18 protein-coding genes and 1 tRNA gene are annotated in these 20,720 nt (G+C 57.9%); 7 read left to right on the top strand and 12 right to left on the bottom strand.

Going from position 1 to position 20,720, the window contains the following annotated elements; translation table 11 throughout:
• The 4 genes from DX908_RS13360 to DX908_RS13375 form a co-directional block, all read right to left on the bottom strand.
• Nucleotides 1-354, bottom strand: coding sequence for a carboxymuconolactone decarboxylase family protein (locus DX908_RS13360; protein WP_116392800.1), 354 nt, complete (start codon nucleotides 352-354; stop codon nucleotides 1-3).
• A 128-nt stretch (nucleotides 355-482) separates the two neighbouring features.
• Complete coding sequence (locus tag DX908_RS13365) at nucleotides 483-2,414, bottom strand: M1 family metallopeptidase (RefSeq protein WP_116392801.1); 1,932 nt, start codon at nucleotides 2,412-2,414, stop codon at nucleotides 483-485.
• Between the two features lie 300 nt (nucleotides 2,415-2,714).
• The gene (locus tag DX908_RS13370) at nucleotides 2,715-3,527 is read right to left on the bottom strand and encodes an arylamine N-acetyltransferase family protein (RefSeq protein WP_158548780.1); all 813 of its coding nucleotides are present in this window, start codon (nucleotides 3,525-3,527) and stop codon (nucleotides 2,715-2,717) included.
• Nucleotides 3,528-3,548: 21 nt separating this feature from the next.
• A complete protein-coding gene (locus DX908_RS13375) occupies nucleotides 3,549-3,929 on the bottom strand; it encodes a VOC family protein (protein ID WP_158548782.1) in 381 nt (126 codons plus the stop codon).
• Nucleotides 3,930-4,109: 180 nt separating this feature from the next.
• Here DX908_RS13375 and DX908_RS13380 point away from each other — a divergent pair, with 180 nt between their 5' ends.
• Nucleotides 4,110-5,087, top strand: a complete 978-nt coding sequence (locus tag DX908_RS13380; RefSeq protein ID WP_116392804.1) for a TolB family protein — start codon at nucleotides 4,110-4,112, stop codon at nucleotides 5,085-5,087.
• Between the two features lie 26 nt (nucleotides 5,088-5,113).
• Complete coding sequence (locus DX908_RS13385; RefSeq protein WP_158548784.1) at nucleotides 5,114-6,004, top strand: TolB family protein; 891 nt, start codon at nucleotides 5,114-5,116, stop codon at nucleotides 6,002-6,004.
• Nucleotides 6,005-6,022: 18 nt separating this feature from the next.
• Here DX908_RS13385 and DX908_RS13390 read toward each other — a convergent pair whose 3' ends face one another.
• Entirely contained in the window at nucleotides 6,023-7,837 is a 1,815-nt protein-coding gene (locus tag DX908_RS13390) for an ABC-F family ATP-binding cassette domain-containing protein (RefSeq protein ID WP_116392806.1), read from the bottom strand.
• Between the two features lie 208 nt (nucleotides 7,838-8,045).
• Here DX908_RS13390 and DX908_RS13395 point away from each other — a divergent pair, with 208 nt between their 5' ends.
• Nucleotides 8,046-9,770, top strand: a complete 1,725-nt coding sequence (locus DX908_RS13395) for a peroxidase family protein (RefSeq protein ID WP_158548786.1) — start codon at nucleotides 8,046-8,048, stop codon at nucleotides 9,768-9,770.
• Nucleotides 9,771-9,799: 29 nt separating this feature from the next.
• Here DX908_RS13395 and DX908_RS16485 read toward each other — a convergent pair whose 3' ends face one another.
• The 3 genes from DX908_RS16485 to DX908_RS13405 form a co-directional block, all read right to left on the bottom strand.
• Nucleotides 9,800-9,949 (bottom strand): hypothetical protein, encoded by a 150-nt coding sequence (locus DX908_RS16485; protein ID WP_199564717.1) that lies wholly within the window; start codon nucleotides 9,947-9,949, stop codon nucleotides 9,800-9,802.
• 67 nt (nucleotides 9,950-10,016) lie between these two features.
• A complete protein-coding gene (locus DX908_RS13400; RefSeq protein WP_116392808.1) occupies nucleotides 10,017-11,951 on the bottom strand; it encodes an acyl CoA:acetate/3-ketoacid CoA transferase in 1,935 nt (644 codons plus the stop codon).
• 71 nt (nucleotides 11,952-12,022) lie between these two features.
• Nucleotides 12,023-12,098 (bottom strand) — tRNA-Ile (locus DX908_RS13405).
• Nucleotides 12,099-12,299: 201 nt separating this feature from the next.
• Here DX908_RS13405 and DX908_RS13410 point away from each other — a divergent pair.
• The 3 genes from DX908_RS13410 (at nucleotide 12,300) to DX908_RS13420 (ending at nucleotide 16,831) form a co-directional block, all read left to right on the top strand.
• Nucleotides 12,300-13,511, top strand: coding sequence for an acetyl-CoA C-acetyltransferase (locus DX908_RS13410; RefSeq protein ID WP_116392809.1), 1,212 nt, complete (start codon nucleotides 12,300-12,302; stop codon nucleotides 13,509-13,511).
• Between the two features lie 26 nt (nucleotides 13,512-13,537).
• Nucleotides 13,538-15,742 (top strand): 3-hydroxyacyl-CoA dehydrogenase NAD-binding domain-containing protein, encoded by a 2,205-nt coding sequence (locus tag DX908_RS13415; protein WP_116392810.1) that lies wholly within the window; start codon nucleotides 13,538-13,540, stop codon nucleotides 15,740-15,742.
• 243 nt (nucleotides 15,743-15,985) lie between these two features.
• Nucleotides 15,986-16,831 (top strand): helix-turn-helix domain-containing protein, encoded by an 846-nt coding sequence (locus tag DX908_RS13420; RefSeq protein ID WP_116392811.1) that lies wholly within the window; start codon nucleotides 15,986-15,988, stop codon nucleotides 16,829-16,831.
• Nucleotides 16,832-16,834: 3 nt separating this feature from the next.
• Here DX908_RS13420 and DX908_RS13425 read toward each other — a convergent pair whose 3' ends face one another.
• Genes DX908_RS13425 through DX908_RS13435 form a run of 3 tightly spaced genes read right to left on the bottom strand, consistent with a single transcriptional unit; the run spans nucleotide 16,835 to nucleotide 19,539 of the window.
• Nucleotides 16,835-17,488 (bottom strand): pseudouridine synthase, encoded by a 654-nt coding sequence (locus tag DX908_RS13425; RefSeq protein ID WP_116392812.1) that lies wholly within the window; start codon nucleotides 17,486-17,488, stop codon nucleotides 16,835-16,837.
• Nucleotides 17,485-18,420 (bottom strand): nuclear transport factor 2 family protein, encoded by a 936-nt coding sequence (locus DX908_RS13430; RefSeq protein ID WP_116392813.1) that lies wholly within the window; start codon nucleotides 18,418-18,420, stop codon nucleotides 17,485-17,487. The genes DX908_RS13425 and DX908_RS13430 overlap by 4 nt, the downstream gene beginning before the upstream one ends.
• A gap of 15 nt (nucleotides 18,421-18,435) precedes the next feature.
• Entirely contained in the window at nucleotides 18,436-19,539 is a 1,104-nt protein-coding gene (locus DX908_RS13435; protein WP_116393111.1) for an ATP-dependent DNA helicase, read from the bottom strand.
• 79 nt (nucleotides 19,540-19,618) lie between these two features.
• Between DX908_RS13435 and DX908_RS13440 the strand changes: the two genes are divergently transcribed.
• The gene (locus DX908_RS13440; RefSeq protein WP_116392814.1) at nucleotides 19,619-20,182 is read left to right on the top strand and encodes a type 1 glutamine amidotransferase domain-containing protein; all 564 of its coding nucleotides are present in this window, start codon (nucleotides 19,619-19,621) and stop codon (nucleotides 20,180-20,182) included.
• 84 nt (nucleotides 20,183-20,266) lie between these two features.
• Here the strand turns inward: DX908_RS13440 and DX908_RS13445 are convergent, their stop codons facing one another.
• A complete protein-coding gene (locus tag DX908_RS13445) occupies nucleotides 20,267-20,701 on the bottom strand; it encodes a hypothetical protein (RefSeq protein WP_147303807.1) in 435 nt (144 codons plus the stop codon).
• Nucleotides 20,702-20,720: the final 19 nt, after the last annotated feature.

Below are 20,720 nucleotides of genomic sequence, written 5' to 3' on the forward strand. Positions count from 1 at the left end.
CTAGCTGGCCTTGCTGACAAACTGGTCATAGGCCTGCAGCGCCTCAACACCGTAGACGACGGAGGGGCCGCCGCCCATCAGGATGGCGACCCCGATGGCTTCGATAAGTTCGTCGCGGCTCGTGCCCTGTTCGAGAACCGAATGCGCATGATGCGCAATGCACCCATCGCAGCGAAGCGAGATCGCGATAGCGAGCGCAATCAGCTCTTTGGTCTTGATGCTGAGGGTTGTGCCTTCCTTGCTGGCGGTTTCCGCCATCAGGCCGGAAAAGGCCGTCATCGTGCCGGGCGATCCTGCCGCTAGCGCCTCCATGCCCTTGTGCAGATCTTCGGCAATAGATGGGAAGTCCTTCATGTCTCTCTCCTTTGCAGGCGCGTGCCCGCATAAATCAAAGGGCAGGGCGCGTATGGCGTCCTGCCCCTGAAAGGATAGAGAGTTGTCAATTGCCGGGTTTGATCCTGATCAATCCCGGTTTCTTGCCTTTAGAGACCGAGAATGCCGTCGATCCGGGTCTGTGCGATCGGGTGATAGCCGGGCCGCGCCTTGGCATAGACCTCGCGCGCCCATTCGCCTTTGCCGTTGTCTTCGAGGGCCTGATAGAGCCGGTAGATGAACTTGCCGCGGCCCACCCGGAGCAGGAATTCCTCAAGCGCCGGATAGGCCGGTTCATAGTTGGCGGCGATCGCCTTCATATACCAGGCATAGGCAATTTCCGCATTCTGATGACCGCTGAGCCCAAAGGTTTCATCAAGCTCGGTGAACTGCTCCATCGTCATGTCTTCAGGTAGGCCGCCAAGAAAATGGAGCCATTCATGGGTCGTCCAGTCCGCCGTCGGAATATCACTGAGCGCCAAGTCACCGGCAAGCCATTCGGTACGGGTCTCATCGACGAGATCAAAGGCGGGGGAGACCGGCTCGATCAGCGTGTCCGGCAGCCCAGTGCCGTATACCCATTCCTGAATTTCCTCATCGGTGACAGCTTCGGGGTGCGCCGCCCACAGGGTTTTACGGAAATGATCAAGGAAGACTTCCGTCGTGATACTCTGGAAAGCGAATTTGTCGAAATACTCCTTAAGGAAAGCATCGAAATCCTCGCGTCCAAAACGCTGCTCAAGGAACATCAGGAAATACTGCCCCTTCACATAAGATACCTGCGAGAAAGCATCGTCCGGGTTCGCAAGATCTTTTGGCATTTTGAGGGAGGTCAGTTCTGGCTCCAGCTCGGCGACATCACGTTTGAGATCCTGCAGACCAAGAACCTGCTCCATGACGGCCCGGTCCTCACCATAGACGAGCTCCATCAACCGGTTCTCGACATAGGACGTGAACCCCTCATTCAGCCATGCATCCCGCCACGTCGCATTGGTGACAAGATTGCCGGACCAGCTATGGGCCAACTCATGCGCAACGACATTGGTGAGGCTCTTGTCTCCGGCCAGCAGGGTAGGGGTCATGAAGGAAAGGCGCGGGTTCTCCATCCCGCCAAAGGGGAAGCTCGGCGGCAGGACGATGAGGTCATAGCGTCCCCAGCGATATGGACCGTAAGTGCCTTCGGCGGCGGTCATCATGTCCGGCGTTTCGGCGAATTCCCATGCCGCTTTTTCAACGACCCCCGGCTCGGCATAGACGCCGATATTGTCCGAGATCGGTGCAAAATCGATGTCCCCGGCGGCAATCGCGATCAGATAGGACGGGATCGGCTGAGGCATCGAGAAAGTGTAGTCGCCGTCTTTGGGCGTGTTCGGGTCCTGCTCGGCACTCATGATGGCGAGCACATCGGGCGGGGTCGTCAGATGCGCAGAATAGGTCATGCGGACCATCGGCGTGTCCTGCAGCGGCGCGATACTCCGGGCATTGATCGTCTGGGCCTGGCTGTAAAGGAAGGGCGCTGTCTTGTTCGCCGTCGTCTCGGCGGAGAGCCAGCCGAGCCCTTGCGCGCCGGGACTCGTCTGATAGCTGATCTTTAGCTTAGTCGGGTGCTCGGCGGCTTCGATGGTCAGTTGCGAGCCGAGCAGGGGGTCATCTTCTCCCAGCTCCATGCCAGTTGAGACCCACTCGCCATCCTTCTCATAGCTGACGTCAGAGATCGTCAGATCGTTCGTGTCGAGAATGACTTGGGTCGCCTCATCATTCAGCCATTTGAGGTCGATGACCGCATCGCCGCTCAGCACCTTCGCATCGAAATCGATGGCTAGGTCGAGGTGAAGGTGAGTGATGATGACATCATCGGTATTCGCATAGGTGAACTTATCCGTGGCGTGGAAGGCTTCGGCTTCGGTTTTCACCACTGACACTTCCTCTGTTGAGAGAGTTTCGGGTTCACCGCCGCCGCCACAGCCAGCGAGGAGGATGAGGCCACCGATCAGCGGGGCGGCGCGAAATGTGGAAAACGGGGAGGCGAGATCGAATGTCATGTCCGGGAAGTCCTCAAACAGTGGGCGGCATGCCCTTTTTGTGCGCAACAGACCGCATCTCGGGCGAGAAAGAAAGCCGCGCGATTGTCACTGGATTTTGAGGAATGTCCGGGGGAGCGCCCTCCCGGTTAGGGGGGAGAGAGAAGGGCGCGCCCCCGGGTGAACCAGTCACCCTGCCCGATGCTGGTTCCGGCTCTGTTACGCTATCACATACAACCGTGAGCGGTAAACGGTTAATTGTTTTCGCCAATTATCAATGGTTTAATCTAGATTATGGATGTGAGCTACTCGAAAGCTCAGCTATTTCTCGACATCTACAGTTTCGAATGCCTCGAAAATGCGGCGGTGATCCTCGCCCAGATCGATCCCGAAATGTGTTGTCAGGACGGCTTGATAGTCCTCTGCTGTCTCGACCGGAGAGCTCTTCTGATCCCATCCCGTGCGTGTCGTCAGCATATTGTCCGTGACCCCAACGCGCCCGTCTTTCGTGAAAATGCCGCCGACGGCCATCTGCGTGAAATGCGATCCAGGGTGGGTCGAGACGTAATGATTGCCCAAGGCTAGATCGCTCTCATAGGCGGGCACGCCGGTCGTGCTGAACTGGTTCTGCGGGCCGTCCGGGGTTTCCCGGATCAGCATGAAGCCGAACTCGTCATTCTTGCGTAGGGATACGGTGCCGTCGACATCCTCGACGACGGCTTGATCATAAAGCGGGACGGGCAGGCGGGCGGTGGTGCCGCCAAAGCCAACATCGGCCATGAATTTTGTATGCCCGATGGTGACGATATTGAGCGTGTGGGTCAGCGGCGGAGTGGCTGGGGGACCGCGGAACCAGACCCGGGCCATCACGGGATGGCGCTCGAACCCGAGCCCGTCGAGCAGGAAGCCGAAGAGCCCGTTGAGCTCGAAACAATAGCCGCCGCGCCGGCGCGTGACGATCTTTTCGAACAGATGATCCGTTTCCAGATGAATGCCGAGACCGAGAGGAATGTCGAAATTCTCAAACGGGACATTCAGGATATGCGCCTCGATGAGCTGCGCGAGGCCATCCTCATCGGCGTGGGGAACATTGTTGATCCCAAGGCGCGCAAGATAGGCTTCAATATCGATCACGGCAGTTCCCTCAATCCTGTGTCACGGGCAATGGCCGAAGACGATCCGCCGGCCATCCGGGTCATGAACCGCAATCTCAGTACAACCATATTCACGCTTCAATGGCCCCTCGGTTACAGGTGTCTTGCGCTGACGGAAATCTTCCTCAAGTGCCTTGATATCGCGCACCCAGACATAAGCGTCCATGAGGTCGAGGCCTGGCGTAAATTTCCGTAAAGGATCAGGCGCTTGGTTGGCCTGTTTCAGCATGATGGCCGCGCCTTCACGCTGGCAGATCAGGAAAGTGGGATTGACGCTCCAGTCGGCCTCACAGGTAAAGCCGAGCTTTTCCGTATAAAAATCAACAGCGCGTCTTAGGTCTGTGGTGATGAACACAGCCCCTGTATCAATGTATTGCCGCATCTGATTCTCCTGTGCCGACTTTATTCCATCAGGCTCAAGCCGTTCATTTGCCCGGAGAGCTAGCATTCATATGGCGGTGTCTCGGCGGAAATTTCCTTTAAAGATAGGAGAGGGCGTTTGAGGGATGGCATCGGTTGAGTGTCTATATCTCCAAGGTTTGAAGGGGTGAAGGGATGAGACATGTCGGATCTTAAGCGCAAGGTCAGATGGAGTACCATCAGTGCTATGTTCGTTTTGATAGCGGCTTGTCAGAATGTTGAAACTACTGGCCTGTCGCTACAGGCAGCTGACCGAGATTCCGCAAATGCGGCGATCCCGGCTAGAGATTTTGCACCGCAAATTTCGCCTAATGGAATGCAGCTGATTTATTATTCCTACAGAGCCGAACGAACGCCTGATATCTATGTCTTCGATCTCAATACCTTTGAGGAAAGACGGCTCACCGCAACTCCTAAAGTATGGGAAATTGAACCTGACTGGTTTGGTGGCAATGAGGTCATCTCCTTTCCCGCGGGCAACTCCATGCGGGAGCTGCAAACGCATTTGATGAATGTTTCTGATGGAGAAGTGACGAAATATGGTCAGCAGCATGATAATATTGGTCCTGCCAATCCATTAGCAGACGGCTCCGGTTTCGTTACCTTCCTGAAGAAAGGTGACGAAGAATATCAGCTGGCAATTTTTGATGATGGCCCTCATCTGGCTATTGTCAGTATTGAACTTCCACCGGGGAAAAGCGCCTCTCCCAAACCTTCACCAGACGGACGTTATATCCTGTTTCATGTGACGCATCAGCAGCGCCGCGATCTATATGTTGCGGATATGGAGGATGGAGATTTATGGCGAGTTACAGATAATGAGATTGAAGAAGAATATCTGAACTGGTCGCAGGACGGCAATTGGGTGCTTTATAGCGCGAATTCAGGCGAGCAGCCGCGACGTATATATGGGATAAGGATTGATGCCGATGCGCGCGTTGCAGGGAAACCCGTTCAGCTGACGCATGGACCATCGGATCAGGCACATGTGTTTTCGTCAATGTCTGCCGACGGAGAATGGCTTTATTTCGATGCGAATTTGTCCCGGGATTCCAGGATTTTCCGGCAATCTATGCCTAATCTGGAGCTGCCACCTGAACAGCTGACCGGCGTGAAGTAATGTGCGGATTAATTTTCATATTTGCCATGTCCTTACTGGTGGGGGACGCTTCGTTAAATACGGAGCAGGCATATGTGGACGTGGTGCTTTATCAAAGCCGGCATGATGGCTACAGGAATATTTACGCGATTGAACCCGTTTCTGGTCAGAAGGTTCAAATTACTTCGCACACGTCTCATGACGCATACCCTCATTGGTCATCCAGAAGAGAGGAGTTTATCTTCAGCTCTGAACGAAACGGGTGGTGGCAACTATGGTCTCTTCCGGCGGATACCGACAAAACTGCCAGGCAACTGACCGGCCCTGGAAGTTGGAACGCATATGCGAAATGGTCACCGGACGGAGAACAGGTGGTCTTCGCCTCAGGACGTGATGGGAAGCCGAATATTTACATCATGAATGCTGATGGGGCGATGCAGGCGGCTGCCGCAAAAACGAATGCTGCGGATAATTTCCCGGCATGGTCACCTGATGGCAGCATGGTCGCTTTTTCATCATCCCGTAACGGCGCATTGGAACTCTTCATCATGGACACAAGGAAATGGGATGCCTTTCCTGTGGCGGGTATGCCCGTTCTTGGATCATTTCCGAATTGGTCTCCCGATGGTGAGGAGCTTGTCTATGTCTCGCACGATACGAACGGAAAAGGTGACATATCGATCCTAAACCTCGGGACAGGAGCGGTAAGCCGGGTGATTGCCTCTAGTGAAGATAAGAATTGGCCCACTTGGTCACCTGATGGTGGCCAGTTAGCGTTTTCATTGATGAGAGATGGAGACTGGGATCTCTTCCTATTCGATTTTGCAAGCCAGAAAATGATACCGCTTGTTCAGCAGCCGGGTCTCGATGGTCAGGCGAGCTGGGCACGCTTGAGTGAAGAGGTCTGGCAGGAATTGAAAATATCGAAGGGACGGTAAGTATTCATTATACAGCTGTTATCCTTCCAGCGCTTCCCGTTTGACCTCGAGTTCGAGCCATTCCTCTTCGGCGGCTTCAAGTTCCGTGCGGGCCTTATCAAGGGCCGTGGTCGCGCTCTGGAACGCCGCATTGTCACTCATGAAGAGGGACGGATCGGCGAGTGTCTTTTCGTGCCGGGCGATTTCCGTCTCCAGCTCAGCCATACGCTTGGGCAGGTTCTCGAGCGCGAATTTCTCCTTGTAGGAAAGTTTCGCGGCGCGGGCTGACGGAGCGGCTGCGGTATCGGCAGATTTCCTGTCCTTGGCGGCGGGCTTGCCCGCATTCTCGCCGCCGCTCTGTTTGCGCTGGCGCAACATGTCCGTATACCCGCCGGGATAATCCTGCCATTTGCCTGCGCCTTCTGCTGGGACAGGCGCCAGAGTTGAAGTGACGATCCGGTCGAGGAAATCGCGGTCGTGGCTGACCAGAAGGATCGTACCCTGATAGGTGCTGAGGACGTCTTCGAGGACATCGAGGGTCTCAAGATCAAGGTCATTGGTCGGCTCGTCGAGAACCAGCAGGTTCGAAGGCCGCGCCAGCGCAATGGCGAGCGCCAGCCGTCCCCGCTCTCCGCCGGAAAGCGAAGAGACGGGTTGGCGGATCTGCAACGGGGTAAAGAGGAATTCCTTCAGATATCCGACCGCATGGCGCTGCACGCCGCCAACCGAAATGGAATCGCCGCGCCCGCCGGTCAGCGCATCCATGACGCTGACATTTTCCCGCAGGCTCGCGCGCTGCTGGTCGAGGCCGACGATCTCCAGCTTTGTTCCGTGAACGACTGTTCCTTCATCCGGGGTAAGCTCGCCGATCAGGAGTTTAAGGAGGGTGGTCTTGCCCGCGCCATTGGGGCCGACGAGGCCGACCCGGTCGCCACGATGGATGAGAAGTGACAGATCACTGACGATAGCCTCGCCTTCATAGGCAAAGGAAAGGTGCTTGGCCTCAATCGCCTTCTTGCCGGAGGCGTCAGCTTCGGAGGCGGACATCTGCACATTGCCCTGCGGCCGGTTGAGCGTGGCGCGGCGGGTTCGCAGATCATGCAATTCGCCCAGCCGCCGGACATTGCGTTTGCGGCGGGCGGTCACGCCATAGCGCAGCCAGTGCTCTTCACGCACGATCTTGCGGTCGAGCTTGTGCGCATCGCGTTCTTCCTCGGCATAGACCTCGTCTCGCCAGGCTTCGAACTGGGCAAAGCCTTTCGAGAGGGCGCGGGTCTCGCCTCTGTCGATCCAGACCGTCCGCGTCGTGAGGTTGGAGAGGAAGCGCCGGTCGTGGCTGATCGTGACGATCGCGGCACGGGAGGCTGAGAGATACCCCTCGAGCCAGTCGATCGTTGGCAAGTCGAGATGGTTGGTCGGCTCATCAAGAAGGAGGAGGTCCGGATCGGGCGCCAGTGCCCGGGCAATCGCCACGCGCCGGGCTTCTCCGCCGGAGAGGTTCTCTGGACTCGCTGTCCCCTCAAGGCCGAGATCGGCCAATAATTGGGGGATCAGCATGCCATCGTCTGCCGGGCCGAGGCCCGCCCGGACGACATCTTCGATCGTGGCAAAGCCTTCGAATACGGGATCCTGCTCGAGATAACGGACCGTGATCCCGTTCTGGAGCGTGCGGTCGCCCCGGTCCGGCTCGACAAGGCCCGCCGCGATTTTGAGGAAAGTTGATTTGCCCGAGCCATTGCGCCCGACAACGGCAATCCGGTCGCGCGGGGCGATCATCATCTCGGCGCCGCTGAACAGGGGATCGCCGCCAAAGGTCAGGTGAATATCAGTCAGAGAGAGGAGGGGTGCTGCCATGGCCGGTCTGTTAACGATATCGGTAAATTAGCGAAAGCCAAACTACGCCAGATGCTTGGGCTTCCTGCTTAACCGTCATGAAAATGGTACTGGAAATAAGGGCTTGGTTGCGGCAATATAGGAAATCTAAGTACCCGGGGGTAGAGTAGTTATGGTTAGGGGAATGTCGAAGCTCAGCCTTTTGGGCTCGGCCGCGGTTCTGCTTATGATGAGCGGAGCGACTGCGGAATCCGGGCTTCAGGAGACGGATGAGCAGATCTCCATGCAGCCGAACATGAAGGAGCGTAGCCCTTCATCCCAAAATATTGAGCGGCAGGCGGACCCGAAACTCTCACAGCAGACGCATACGCTGGAAATCGATTCCGGCGTTTCGCTGATTGTCGGGGGACGTGAAGTCCGGACGCTCGATGGCAGTGGCAACAATGTAGACCACCCTGAATGGGGCTCGGCCTTCTCGCATCTCGTCCGTATGGGGTTCCCGGATTATTCCGATGGCGTCTCCGCTATGGCCGGTGCCCTGCGCGCAAGTGCGCGGGAAGTCTCGAATGCTGTTTCGAACCAGCCGCCCGGTGTCACGATACCGAATCCGATGAATGCGACGGATTTCGTCTGGCAGTGGGGCCAGTTCCTCGATCACGATATCGGACTGACAGACGGTCTTCACGAACAGGCGGACATCCTCGTCCCCTTCGGTGATCCGTGGTTCGATCCGAACAATACCGGCATGGCCACCATTCCGTTCAACCGGGCGCTCTATGATGACGATACCGGGACGCACACGGAAAATCCGCGTGAGCAGGAGAACGAGATTACGGCTTGGATTGACGGCTCGATGGTTTATGGCTCCTCACGTGAGCGCCTTGATGTCCTCAAAGTCGGGCCGAACAGCGCACATTTCGAGCTGAGCTATGGCCAGTTGCTCCCCTTCAATGTTCAGAACATTGCAAACGCTAATGGCTTTGTCAGTGATCCGACGACCCTGTTCGTCGCGGGTGATGTCCGGGCGAATGAGCAAGTTGGTCTTGCCGCGATGCACACGCTATTTGCGCGTGAGCACAATCGTCTGGTCCTGCGTCACAAGCGGCTGAATCCTGAGCATGGCCCACGTGAGGTCTTCGAAGGCGCACGGCGGCTGACCATTGGCCAGATCCAGCATATTACCTATACGGAATTTCTGCCGGCACTGATCGGGCCTGATGCCCTGCCGCCTTATGAAGGCTATAAGCCGGATGTTCATCCGGGCCTCTATAACGAGTTCTCGAGTGCGGCCTATCGGATGGGCCATTCCATGATCAACACGCATATCCTTCGCCTCAACAAGAGCGGCGGAGAGATCAAGGAAGGGCATCTGTCCTTGCGCGAAGCGTTTTTCACGGCGCCGTCAGTGATCAACCGCAAGAAGGCGATTGATCCGATCTTCCGGGGACTGGCGTCACAGCCGCATCAGCGGATCGACACCATGATCGTCGATGACCTTCGCAATTTCCTTTTCGGTCAGCCGGGGCAGGGCGGACTGGATCTCGCTTCGATCAATATCCAGCGGGGCCGCGACCATGGCCTGCCATGCTATAATGACATGCGCGAGATCATGGGCCTGCCGCGGGCAACGAGCTTTGCGGATGTCACCTCGAACCTTGCCCTCCAGACAGCGCTCGCCAGTGTCTATCCGACAGTGGACGATATCGACCTTTGGGTAGGTGGCCTTGCAGAGGACCCGATGATCGAGGTCGGCTCACAGGTGGGCCCGCTCCTGCGGGAGATCATCATCAAGCAGTTCACGGCGCTGCGCGATGGCGACCGCTTCTGGTATGAGAGCTATCTCGAACCCGAAGAGCTTCAGTTCGTTCGCCGCCGCACGCTCGCCAAGGTCATCCGTACCAATACGGGTGTCGGTCACGAGCTGCAGGACGACGTCTTCCACATGCCCGAATAAGCGGGGCCCGAATAAAATGAGGGAGAGCGTCAGCGCTCCTTCGAATTTGCGCTGATGGTGAAGGACAAACCGATCCCGATGAGCAGCGGTACCCAGATGGGCAGCGTCCCAAGGCCGGGTGCCGCCAGCGCCTCGGCCAGGTGATCGTCAAAACACCACCACAGGAAAAACATCAGCATCAGGTTCGCCCTCCAAGTCTCTCTTCATGATGTGGGGAGGAACCGGGCCAATGCAAAGAGGCGGGGGCTAGTCCTGTCCGCCGGCATCAAGATAGGCCTGAGCTTCTTCGCGTGTTTCGAAGATATGAGGCGCTGATTCCCGCTGGAGAATCTTCTGCAATTTGAGGCGCATAAAGGCGCTCGTCGTGTATCGCGAAACTGTACTGTAGAACTTCTCCTGCATCTCCTCGGCAAGCGCGCGATAGACATCGGCCACTCGGTCATCGATGCGGAAAGCGTCGTAATTGACGATGACCGTCACGCGCCGACCAAGTGGCGCACAGCTTTCCTCGACACATCGCCGGATTTCCGAAATCGTCTCGAGCTCCCGGATCTGCAGCCCCTCGAAATTCAGGAACAGAGTCTTGGCATCTGCATCGAGCTGCACCCGGTGACGAATATCGACATGAAGAAGAAGCCGGTGGAGGTTCATCGGCGCATCCTCGAACAGGAAAGCAGGCATTGTCGTTTCGGAAATGCTCACCGGTGTGAAACCGAGATGGGCAAGGATATCGCGTTCAAGATCGATACCGGGGGCAATCTCGGAAAGGGCGACGCCATTATCCGTCAGGGTAAAGACGCATCGTTCCGTCACATAGAGTACCGGTTGGCTGCGCTCGATGGCCCGTTTGCCGGAGAAGGTGATCTGCTCGACCCGGGATTTGAACTTCTGGGCTCGCCCCTCATGCAGGATACGGAGTTTGCCGCCCTCGATGTCGATATCGAGCCCCCCGGCAGTAAAGGTTCCCGCAAAGACGAGCTTGCGAGCATTCTGGCTGATATTGATGAAACCGCCGGCCCCGGTGAGCTTTGCGCCGAAGCGCGAAACATTGACATTTCCGTCCCCGTCGCATTCCGCCATGCCGAGACAGGCAAGGTCGAGCCCGCCGCCATCGTAGAAATCGAATTGCTGGTTCTGGGTGATGATGGCGTCGGTATTTTCCGCCGCCCCGAAATTGAGACCGCTTGCGGGGATCCCGCCGATAACCCCCGGCTCCGTTGTCAGAGTGATGTGGTCAAGAACGCGCTCTTCCCGCGCGACCTCCGCGACGCCTTCGGGCATGCCGATGCCGAGATTGACCACACCGTTCATCGGGAGCTCGAGAGCACATCGACGGGCGATGATTTTCCGTATCGAGAGGGGTTGGCTCTCGGTTTCATCGGCCGGCACCCGGAATTCCTGAGCGTAGGCCGGGGAATAGCGAGTGGCATAGGTCTGGGGGTGGTGATCGGGTTCAGCAATTATCACGCAATCGACGAGAGCGCCCGGCACTTCCACCTGTCTGGGGTTAAGGGCGCCTGTCTCGGCGATCCGCTCGACCTGAGCGATAACGATCCCATTGCTGTTCCTTGCCGCCATGGCCATCGCAAGATTATCAAGGGTGAGGGCTTCGCGTTCCATGGTGATATTGCCGTTCCTGTCCGCCGTCGTCCCGCGGATAAAAGCGACATTGATCGGAAAAGCCCGGTAGAGCAGCCATTCTTCCCCATGAAGATCAATGAGCTCGACGAGATTATCCTTCGTTGACTGATTGATACGGCCGCCATCCTGTCGTGGATCGACAAAAGTGCCGAGGCCCACCTTGGTGATGACCCCGGGCTTACCGGCGGCAATATCGCGATAAAGGTGAGAGATGACCCCTTGCGGCAAATTATAGGCTTCGATCCGATCCTCGAGGGCGAGGCGGCCAATTTTCGGGATGAGACCCCAATGTCCGCCGATGACCCGTTTCAGGAGCCCGTCATGGCCGAGCCGGTTGAGACCTCGCTCGCCGCCATCGCCCTGGCCCGCCGCAAAAAGGAGGGTAAGGTCCCGAGGCTCGCCCGTGTCCAGAAAACGCTGCTCGAGCCCCGCAAGCAATTCATCGGGCGTACCGGTTCCGACGAAACCCGAGGTGCAGATCGTATCCCCGTCATGAATGAGTGCGACCGCTTCCTCGCGGCTGACGAGCTTATGGCGCATGGCGTCCTTCCCCCCAATTTTTGGGTGAGTGTAGCCGGAAAGGGCGGAGAGGGTATCGCTTGATGCAGGGATGGTAGGCCCGGAGGGACTCGAACCCCCAACCTAGCGGTTATGAGCCGCCAGCTCTAACCATTGAGCTACAGGCCCCCTTACTCTTCGGAACTGCCGCAGCCTTCCCGAAAGGGCTTTCCGGCTAGCAGTTTTTATTTGCCCCGCAAAGGCGCGCTTTTCGCCCCTTTGGGACGCGCTGCTTGGCCCCATTGCGTCCAGTCTTGACAGTGGCTAGATGCACCCCGGAAAGGGGTAGACTATACCCCACGTCACGTATTTCCCGGGAGGAAGGTTCCGATGACAGACGCCTATATTTATGACGCGATCCGCACGCCGCGCGGCAAGGGCAAGCCGGATGGCTCGCTGCATGAGATCACGCCGGTCCAGCTCGGCGCGCAGATCCTGAACGCCGTCAAGGAGCGCAACAATCTTGGTGACGGGGCGCCTGACGATGTGATCTTCGGTTGTGTCATGCCGGTCGGTGAGCAGGGCGCAAACATCGCGCGGACCTCTGTCCTCATGTCCGACCTGCCGCAGACGACCTCCGGGGTGCAGGTCAACCGCTTCTGCGCCTCCGCTCTTGAAGCGACCAACATGGCGGCGGCGAAGGTGATGTCGGGTGAAGCCGACCTTGCGATTGGCGGCGGCGTTGAGGCGATGAGCCGTGTGCCGATGAGTGCCGATGGCGGCGCGCTTCTGTCCGACCCGAATGTCACCTTCGAGAATTACGTGGTCCCGCAGGGGATTTCCGCAGACATCATCGCAACGCTTTACGGTATCTCCCGTGATGACGCCGATGCCTATGCCCTTGAAAGTCACAAGCGCGCAGCGAAAAGCTGGGAGCGCGGCGATTTCAAGAATCAGATCGTCCCGGTGAAAGACGTCATCGGCGAGGTCGTTCTCGACCATGACGAAACCATCCGTGCCAATACGGATATGCAGTCGCTCGGCAGCCTCGGCCCGGCCTTCCAGGGTCTCGGCGAGATGATGCCGGGCTTCGACAAGGTCGCGCTGCAACGCTACCCGGAGCTTGAGCGCATCAACCACATCCACACTGCCGGCAACTCCTCAGGCATCGTTGATGGCTCGGCTGCTGTCCTGCTCGGCACCAAGGAAGCGGGCGACAAACTCGGCCTGAAACCCCGCGCGCGGGTCCGGGCCATGGCTTCGATTGGCTCCGAGCCGACGATCATGCTGACCGGCCCGGAATTTGTGACCGAGAAAGTGCTCGCGCGCTCCGGCATGTCGAAATCCGACATTGATGTCTGGGAGCTGAACGAAGCCTTCGCCTCCGTCGTCCTGCGCTACATGCAGGCGATGGATTTGGATCACGACGAGATCAACGTGAATGGCGGCGCCATTGCCATGGGGCACCCGATGGGTGCGACCGGCGCGATGATCCTCGGCACGGCGCTGGGCGAGCTTGAGCGCACCGGCAAGAGCACGGCCCTCGTCACCCTCTGTATTGGTGGCGGCATGGGCACGGCCACCATCATCGAGCGGGTATAATTCAGGAAGGAATGAGGAGAGATAAAATGACGTACACAACTTTTTCCTTCGAGACCGATAGCGACGGCATCGCGCTTCTGACGATCGACCTGCCGGGCCAGTCCATGAATGTCTGGAACCAGGCCCTGATCGATGATTTCGAAAAAGCGGTCGACGAGTTCCTCAGCAATGACGACATCAAGGGTCTTGTCATCACCTCAGGCAAGCCAAGCGGCTTTCTTGCCGGCGCTGATCTCAACATGCTGTCTGCGATCCCTGCGGATGCGACACCGAAACAGGTGTTTGACGCAAATTTCCGTCTGCAGAGCTGTTTCCGCAAAATGGAAACCGGCGGGCATTCCGCAAAGGAACTTTCCAAGGGCGCAACAACCAAGCCGGTCGCTTGCGCGGTCAACGGCCTTGCGCTTGGCGGCGGGATGGAGCTGACGCTCGCCTGCCACTACCGCGTTGCCAGTGACGCCAAGGGCGTGCAGTTCGGCCAGCCGGAAGTCCAGGTCGGGCTGATCCCCGGCGCGGGCGGCACTCAGCGCATCATGCGTCTGGCGGGCGTTCAGCCGTCGATGACGATCTGCACCCAAGGCAAGCCGATGGATGCCAATGCGGCAAAGGCGCAAGGCCTGATCCACGAAATTGCGCCTGCGGACGAAATCTTCGCAAAAGCCAAGGAATGGGTGAAAGCCAATCCGAAAACTTCCCAGCCTTGGGACAAGAAAGGCTTCAAGATTCCCGGCGGCTCCGGTGCCATGGATCCGCGCGTCGTGCCGATCTTTGCCGGTTCCTCGGCCATGGCGCAGGGGCAGACCAATCATAACTACCCGGCCGTTCAGCGTATTCTCTCGGCGATCTATGAAGGCTCCATCGTGCCGATGGACACGGCCCTCCGCCTCGAGAGCAAATATTTCACGCAATGCCTGCTTGAGCCGCAAGCCAAGAACATGATCCGCACGCTGTTTGTGAACAAGGGCAAGGCGGAAAAAGGCATGGCGCGGCCTGAAGGTCCGGCCAAGACCGAGCTCAAGAAAGTCGGTGTCCTCGGCGCAGGCATGATGGGGGCGGGGATCGCTTATGTGACGGCAAAGGCCGGCATGGAAGTCATCCTGCTCGACCGCGATCAGGCATATGCCGAAAAGGGCAAGGGCTACTCGGTCAAGCTCAATGAAAAAGGCATTTCACGTGGCAAGCTGACCAAGGAGAAATCCGACGAGATGCTGGCCCGGATCACGCCGACCACGGATTATGATCTTCTCAAAGATGTTGACCTCATCATCGAGGCGGTGTTCGAAGATCCGGGCGTGAAGGCCGATGTCATCAAGAAGACCGAAGCCGTAATCAAGCCGGATGTCGTCTTTGCGACCAACACCTCGACCATCCCGATCGGCAACCTTGCGAAGAATTCAGAGCGTGCTGACCAGTTCATCGGCATTCACTTCTTCTCGCCGGTCGACAAGATGCCGCTGGTCGAGATCATTCCGCATGCGGGTTCGGGCGATGTTTCGCTCGCTGCCGCCCTCGATTATGTCGGCAAGATCAAGAAGACGCCGATCGTCGTGGCCGATGCTCGCGGTTTCTATTGTAACTCTGTGGTCGTCCCATATCTCAATGAAGCAGCCCTTATGGTGAAAGAGGGGATCAACCCCGCTCTCATCGACAATGGTTGCGTACATATGGGCATGCCGGTCGGCCCGCTCGCGCTGATGGATGAGACGAGCCAGGAGCTTGGCTGGTCTATTGCCAAATCCGCAATGCAGGAGGAGGGCGATAACTATCAGTCCTCTGGCGTTGAGGACCTGCTCGAACTCTTTGTCGACACGCTTGGCCGTAAGGGCAAGAAGGTTGGCAAGGGCTTTTATGAGTACCCGGAAGATGGCTCGAAGAAATTCCTCTGGCCAGGCCTCACCGAGCATTTCCCGCGCCTTGAGAACCAGCCTTCCGTTGAGGAAGTGCAGGAGCGCCTGATGTATATCCAGCTGGTGGCGGCAGCGAACATGTATGCCCGCGACGTCGTTCATGATCCGGAGTCAGCCGATCTCGGCGCGATTTTCGGCTGGGGCTTCTGCCCGTGGACCGGCGGCCCGATGAGCCATATCGACACGATCGGCCTTAAGACATTTGTCGAGACGGCTGACAAGCTGGCTGACAAGCACGGCGAGAAATTCACCCCGCCGCAACTCTTCCGCGATCTCGCGGCAAAAGGTGAGACGCTTTACGGCGCGGCGAAGGCGGCGGCTTAGGCCGCCCCAACGCTACAACTGCTCAGATAAAAATGGAGCGCGGTCGTGTCTCTTCCCAGTCACGCCGCGCTCCACGAGCTTCAGACGATCGCTACCGACGCCTGAGATCTGCTCTCCCCGACCCTTGGGCCTGACCCTGATTTGCCGAAGGGGGCGGCAATAGCATTGTAAAAATCCGACATTTGGTGAGAATGCGCTTAGTGACGGAGCGATCATGGCCAATTCGGCCTGATAGTTAGTGCTATGGTACAATTGCGTTATTTCGAGCCGGCGCCTGCCGCGCGGCCGCACATCTCCTGTCTTTACAGCTTCTCCACGCCCTTCGCGATGACCGATATGTTGCGCGCAGAGGTCCCTAATCTGCGGATATTCCTCAAAGGTGGCGTGACGGTTACGAGGGCAGGCGAGCGGCGGACATATCGCGCGCCGGTCATCCTTTTGTGCGGTCCGACCATGAATGCCGGGACGATCGAGATGTGGCCGGACACGACGCTGATCGGCGCCTCGATCCTGCCGGCGGGGTGGCATGCCTGTTTCGGCCTTGATGCCTCAGAGATGACCAATCGCTTTGAGGATTGTGAGGGGATTGCGCCGGTACTCCTGAAAAGCGTGCTCGACGCGATGCAGGAGGCGTCAACGCCGGAAGTCGCGATCGCATATCTCGAACATGCGCTTGTGAGATTGGGCGCACAGCGGGAAGCACGGCAGCAGCCCTTTATCGACGCCGCGTCCATTTGGCTGGCCACGGGGAATATCAGTCAGGTCGATAATCTCCTTGCTGAGGCGGATCTGTCCCAGCGGCAGGTCGAGCGTCTCTGTCATCGTTATTTTGGCGGATCCCCCAAACGGCTTCAGCGGAAATTCAGGACACTGAGGGCCAATAATGCGCTGGTCTGGAATGACCTGACCGATTGGCGAGATGCGGCGGGTGAGGATTATTACGATCAGTCTCACTTCATCCGGGACTTCAAGGAATTCATCGGCTTCACGCCGAAGCAGTTCTCGAATGAATACCGCGCATTGATGCGTTCTGCCCTGGTGCTGCGCCGGACGATCCAGCACGTCCATCCGATCAGCCTGGTCGCATGACCCTCAGAAAGGGCAGGGTGCGGTAAAGCTCATCCGTTCGCCATTCGCGGGGTGGGTGAGGGTCAGTACCTCAGCATGAAGAAGAAGGCGCGGGCTGGCAGCGCGGGCTTCCCCATCGGCATACCATTCATCCCCGAGGATCGGATGGCCAAGCTCTTTCATGTGAAGGCGCAACTGGTGCGACCGCCCGGTGATGGGTGTAAGGGCAAGACGCGTCTTGTCGCCTTCGCGCGTGAGCACCTCCCAATGAGTGACGGCTGGGCGGCCCCTTTCATGGCAGATCATCTGCAGCGGCCGGTTTGGCCAATCGCAGCGTATGGGGAGGTCCACAGTGCCCTTGTCTTCCGCCACATCGCCCCAGACAACAGCGATATAGCGCTTCTCCGTCTGCCGCTTTTCGAATTGCAGTCCCACCGCGGCGAGGTTTTCCTTGCCGCGCGGCATGACAATGACGCCGCTCGTCGCCATGTCGAGCCGGTGGGCGACTAGCGTATTGCCGAACCGTTCCGCCGCGCGCGTCTCAAGACTATCCCGGCTGACATTGCCGGGCACGGATAAAAGACCTGCCTGCTTGTTGAGCACAATCAGCGCGTCGTCCCCATAAAGAACGTCAAGCCATGGCTCTGTCGGCGGATGGTAGTCGGGGAGGGGCTTCACTTAGATGCCGTCTCCGCGCCTTTGATCACCTTATCGACGTCCCCTGCAACGTCGTTGGGCACGAGGAAGGTGAGATTATACTGCGCAACCTTCCAGCCCTCATCGGTACGAAGAAGGACGCCACTGCCGCGAGTATTGGAATAACGCTCATGGCTGAGAACTTCATCGAACCAGGCGACGTTCTTCATCGGCCCTAGGACGATTTCGCGGCTGACAGGGGTGTATGTCCACCCCTCGCCATCGGCAAAAGCGGGAGCGGCATATGTGCGGAACTCTTCCATGTTCCAGCGCTCGGTCTCGTCGGTGCCAAAGAACATGGCATCATCCGTATAAAGGGAGAAATACTCATCCAGCACGCCGGTGGAAGCGTATCCATGCAGTCTGTCGAGCGTTTCGGCTACTGCGGCAGTCTCTACCTCGGCGCCAGTCTTGTCCGCCTGTAACGCCATGCGCATTGGATCATAAATCGCATTGGGGAAGGGGACGCCCATCACAAGCTGTCTGATCTTCCAGCCTTTATCCGTATGGATCATGACGCCGGTCGGACGCAGCGTGTAATCGGTCGTGTTGAAGTGGCTGCGCTCAGCGAACCATGCGGTCTTTCCGTCCGGCGACAGCGTGATACGCCGGTCGAGGACGTTGAAGTCCCAGCCCCGCCCGGCATCAAAGCCTTCTTTCACATCAACTGAGAACTCTTCATACGGCCAGTCTTCGGTGGCGTCGGTGCCATAGAAGCGGGCATCACTTGTGAAAAGGGCGATCCAGCGATCATAATCCGCCGCTGCAGCAGCGTCATAGAACTCATCAAGTACGGCTTCGGCGGCGGAGGTGTCCGTGCTTTCAGCCGTTTGGTTGGTCGACTCTCGGGTCTCGGGCGAGGGGCCGCAAGCAACCAGCCCGATCATCGAAACAGCGATCAATAACAGTCTCATTCGACCTCTCCTGTCCTAACGCACGATCGTCAGCTTTTCGGCCGCGCGCGTCACCCCGGTATAGAGCCATTTCAGGCGATCCTCGCGGAAGGCATAGCTTTCGTCAAAAAGGACGACATCGTCCCACTGGCTACCTTGCGCCTTGTGAACGGTAAGGGCGTAGCCGAAATCAAATTCATCCGAGTTCCGTCTTTTCTGCCACGGAATATCTGCCGCGCCGCCCTTGAAGAATTCGGGCAAAACCTGCACGCGCGCGGTTCGTCCGCCATCTTCGGGGATGAGGTCGAGCCGCAGCTTGCCGCGCTTGCGGCCATGCCGGGACATCACCGTCCACATGCCGCCATTCAGAAGGCCTTTCTGCTTGTTGTTCCGTAGGCAGACGAGACGCTCCCCGACCCAGGGTTCATCCCCGTCAAAGCCGTTGATCTCGCGCAGGCGCTGGTTATAGCGCGCGCGGGTGCGGTTGGTTCCGACCAGCACCTGATCGGCATTCGTCACGATATCGGGATCGAGATCACGCTTGGAGACGATCCTTGCCGCGCCATAATCGCCGGGTTCGGGGATCTCCCCCTGCCGGATCTGCATGGACAGATGAATGATCGGATTGTCCGCTGCCTGACGATGCACCTCTGTCAGCATGATGTCCGGTTCGGCGTCGGTGAAATAGCCGCCGCCCTTGACCGGGGGGAGCTGGGCGGGATCGCCCAGCACTAGGACAGGCGCACCGAAAGAGAGAAGATCGCGGCCCAGCTCCTCATCCACCATTGAGCATTCATCGATGATGATGAGCGCAGCATCTCCCGCCGGGGCATCTCGGCGGATCGTGAATTGCGGGCCGTCCTCGCCGGGGTCCTCGCCCTCTGCCGTAGCCGGACGATAGATCAGCGAATGGATCGTCTGCGCGCCCGTGCAGCCCTTTTGACGCAATACATGCGCGGCCTTGCCGGTGAAGGCGCCGAAGACCACTTCGCCATCGACATGTTCGGCGAGGTGCCGGGCAAGGGTCGTCTTGCCGGTGCCAGCAAAACCGAACAGCCGGAAGACCTGCGCCTCTCGCCGACCATTGAGCCATTTCGACGCGGCTTTGAGCGCATCATCCTGTTGGGGGGACCATTTCATTCCGTTCACCTGCCGCTTTTCCGGAACCCGGGCAAGCGGCACCCGTTGGTTTTCATGTAGCAATCAAGAGGAGATTTCCATGAGCAAACTCAACGGAAAAACTGTCGCCATTCTCGCAACGAATGGCTTCGAGCAGTCCGAGCTTGAGTCTCCGCGTGACCGGATGCGCAAAGAAGGCGCCGAGGTCCATGTCATTTCACCCAAGACCGGTGAGATCAAAGGGTGGGACAAGGACGATTGGGGCCGCGCGGTGAAGGTCGATAAGGCTTTAAGCGAGGCGACGGTCGAGGAATATGACGCCCTCATCCTGCCGGGCGGCCAGATCAACCCTGACCAGTTGCGCAAAGATAAGGAGGCGGTCGCCTTCGTGCATGAATTCTTCAATACGAAAAAACCGCTCGCCGCGATCTGTCACGCGCCCTGGCTGCTGATTGAAGCTGGCGTGGTCGAAGGCCGGGACATCACGTCCTATGAGTCCATCGCCACCGATGTGAAGAATGCGGGCGGTAACTGGAAAGACGAGCCTGTCGTCGTTCACGAAGCCATGATCACCAGTCGGAATCCGGGTGATCTGGAGGCGTTCAACGACAAGATCGTCGAGGAGATCTGCGAGGGACGGCATCAAGACCGCCAAGCAGCTTAAAAAAGTAAAAACCCAAACTCTCCCCTCATCTGACTGCGGCTGCCATCGTTCAGGCAGCCGCTTTTTTGCGTGGAGGGGATTTGATCAGTGTGTGGTCGGATGGTTTGCGGGTCGGCGATTGGCCCAGAGCAAAACGATGAACATCACCACAGTGACGCTAAGATGGATGATCTTCGGATTGATGGTCTGGAAATTCACAAAGAGGGCCGCGTGCATCAGCAGGTAGATGCCGATCAGTATGTGCCCCCAGTTTCGGCGGAAAAGTGAGCCAGCGGCACCCGCCGTCAGGCAGACGCCCATCACGAAAATATAGGAAAGATAGGAACCGGTTGTGAATGGGACGATCTGCTTATCTTCATGTTTGGCCATGAACGCAGGGATCTCGGCGAGGGGTTCATAAAAAGCCTCGATATCAATGAGGCCGGCGAGTTGCGTCAGGAGCAGTGAACTCACGCCCATGCGAATTAATCCGTACACCAAAAATGCAAGACTTAGTATAATGGCGATGATTTTCCGCATGCTTTGCTCCCTCAAGAAA

Source organism: Parvularcula marina (assembly GCF_003399445.1).
Classification (GTDB): Bacteria; Pseudomonadota; Alphaproteobacteria; order Caulobacterales; family Parvularculaceae; genus Parvularcula; species Parvularcula marina.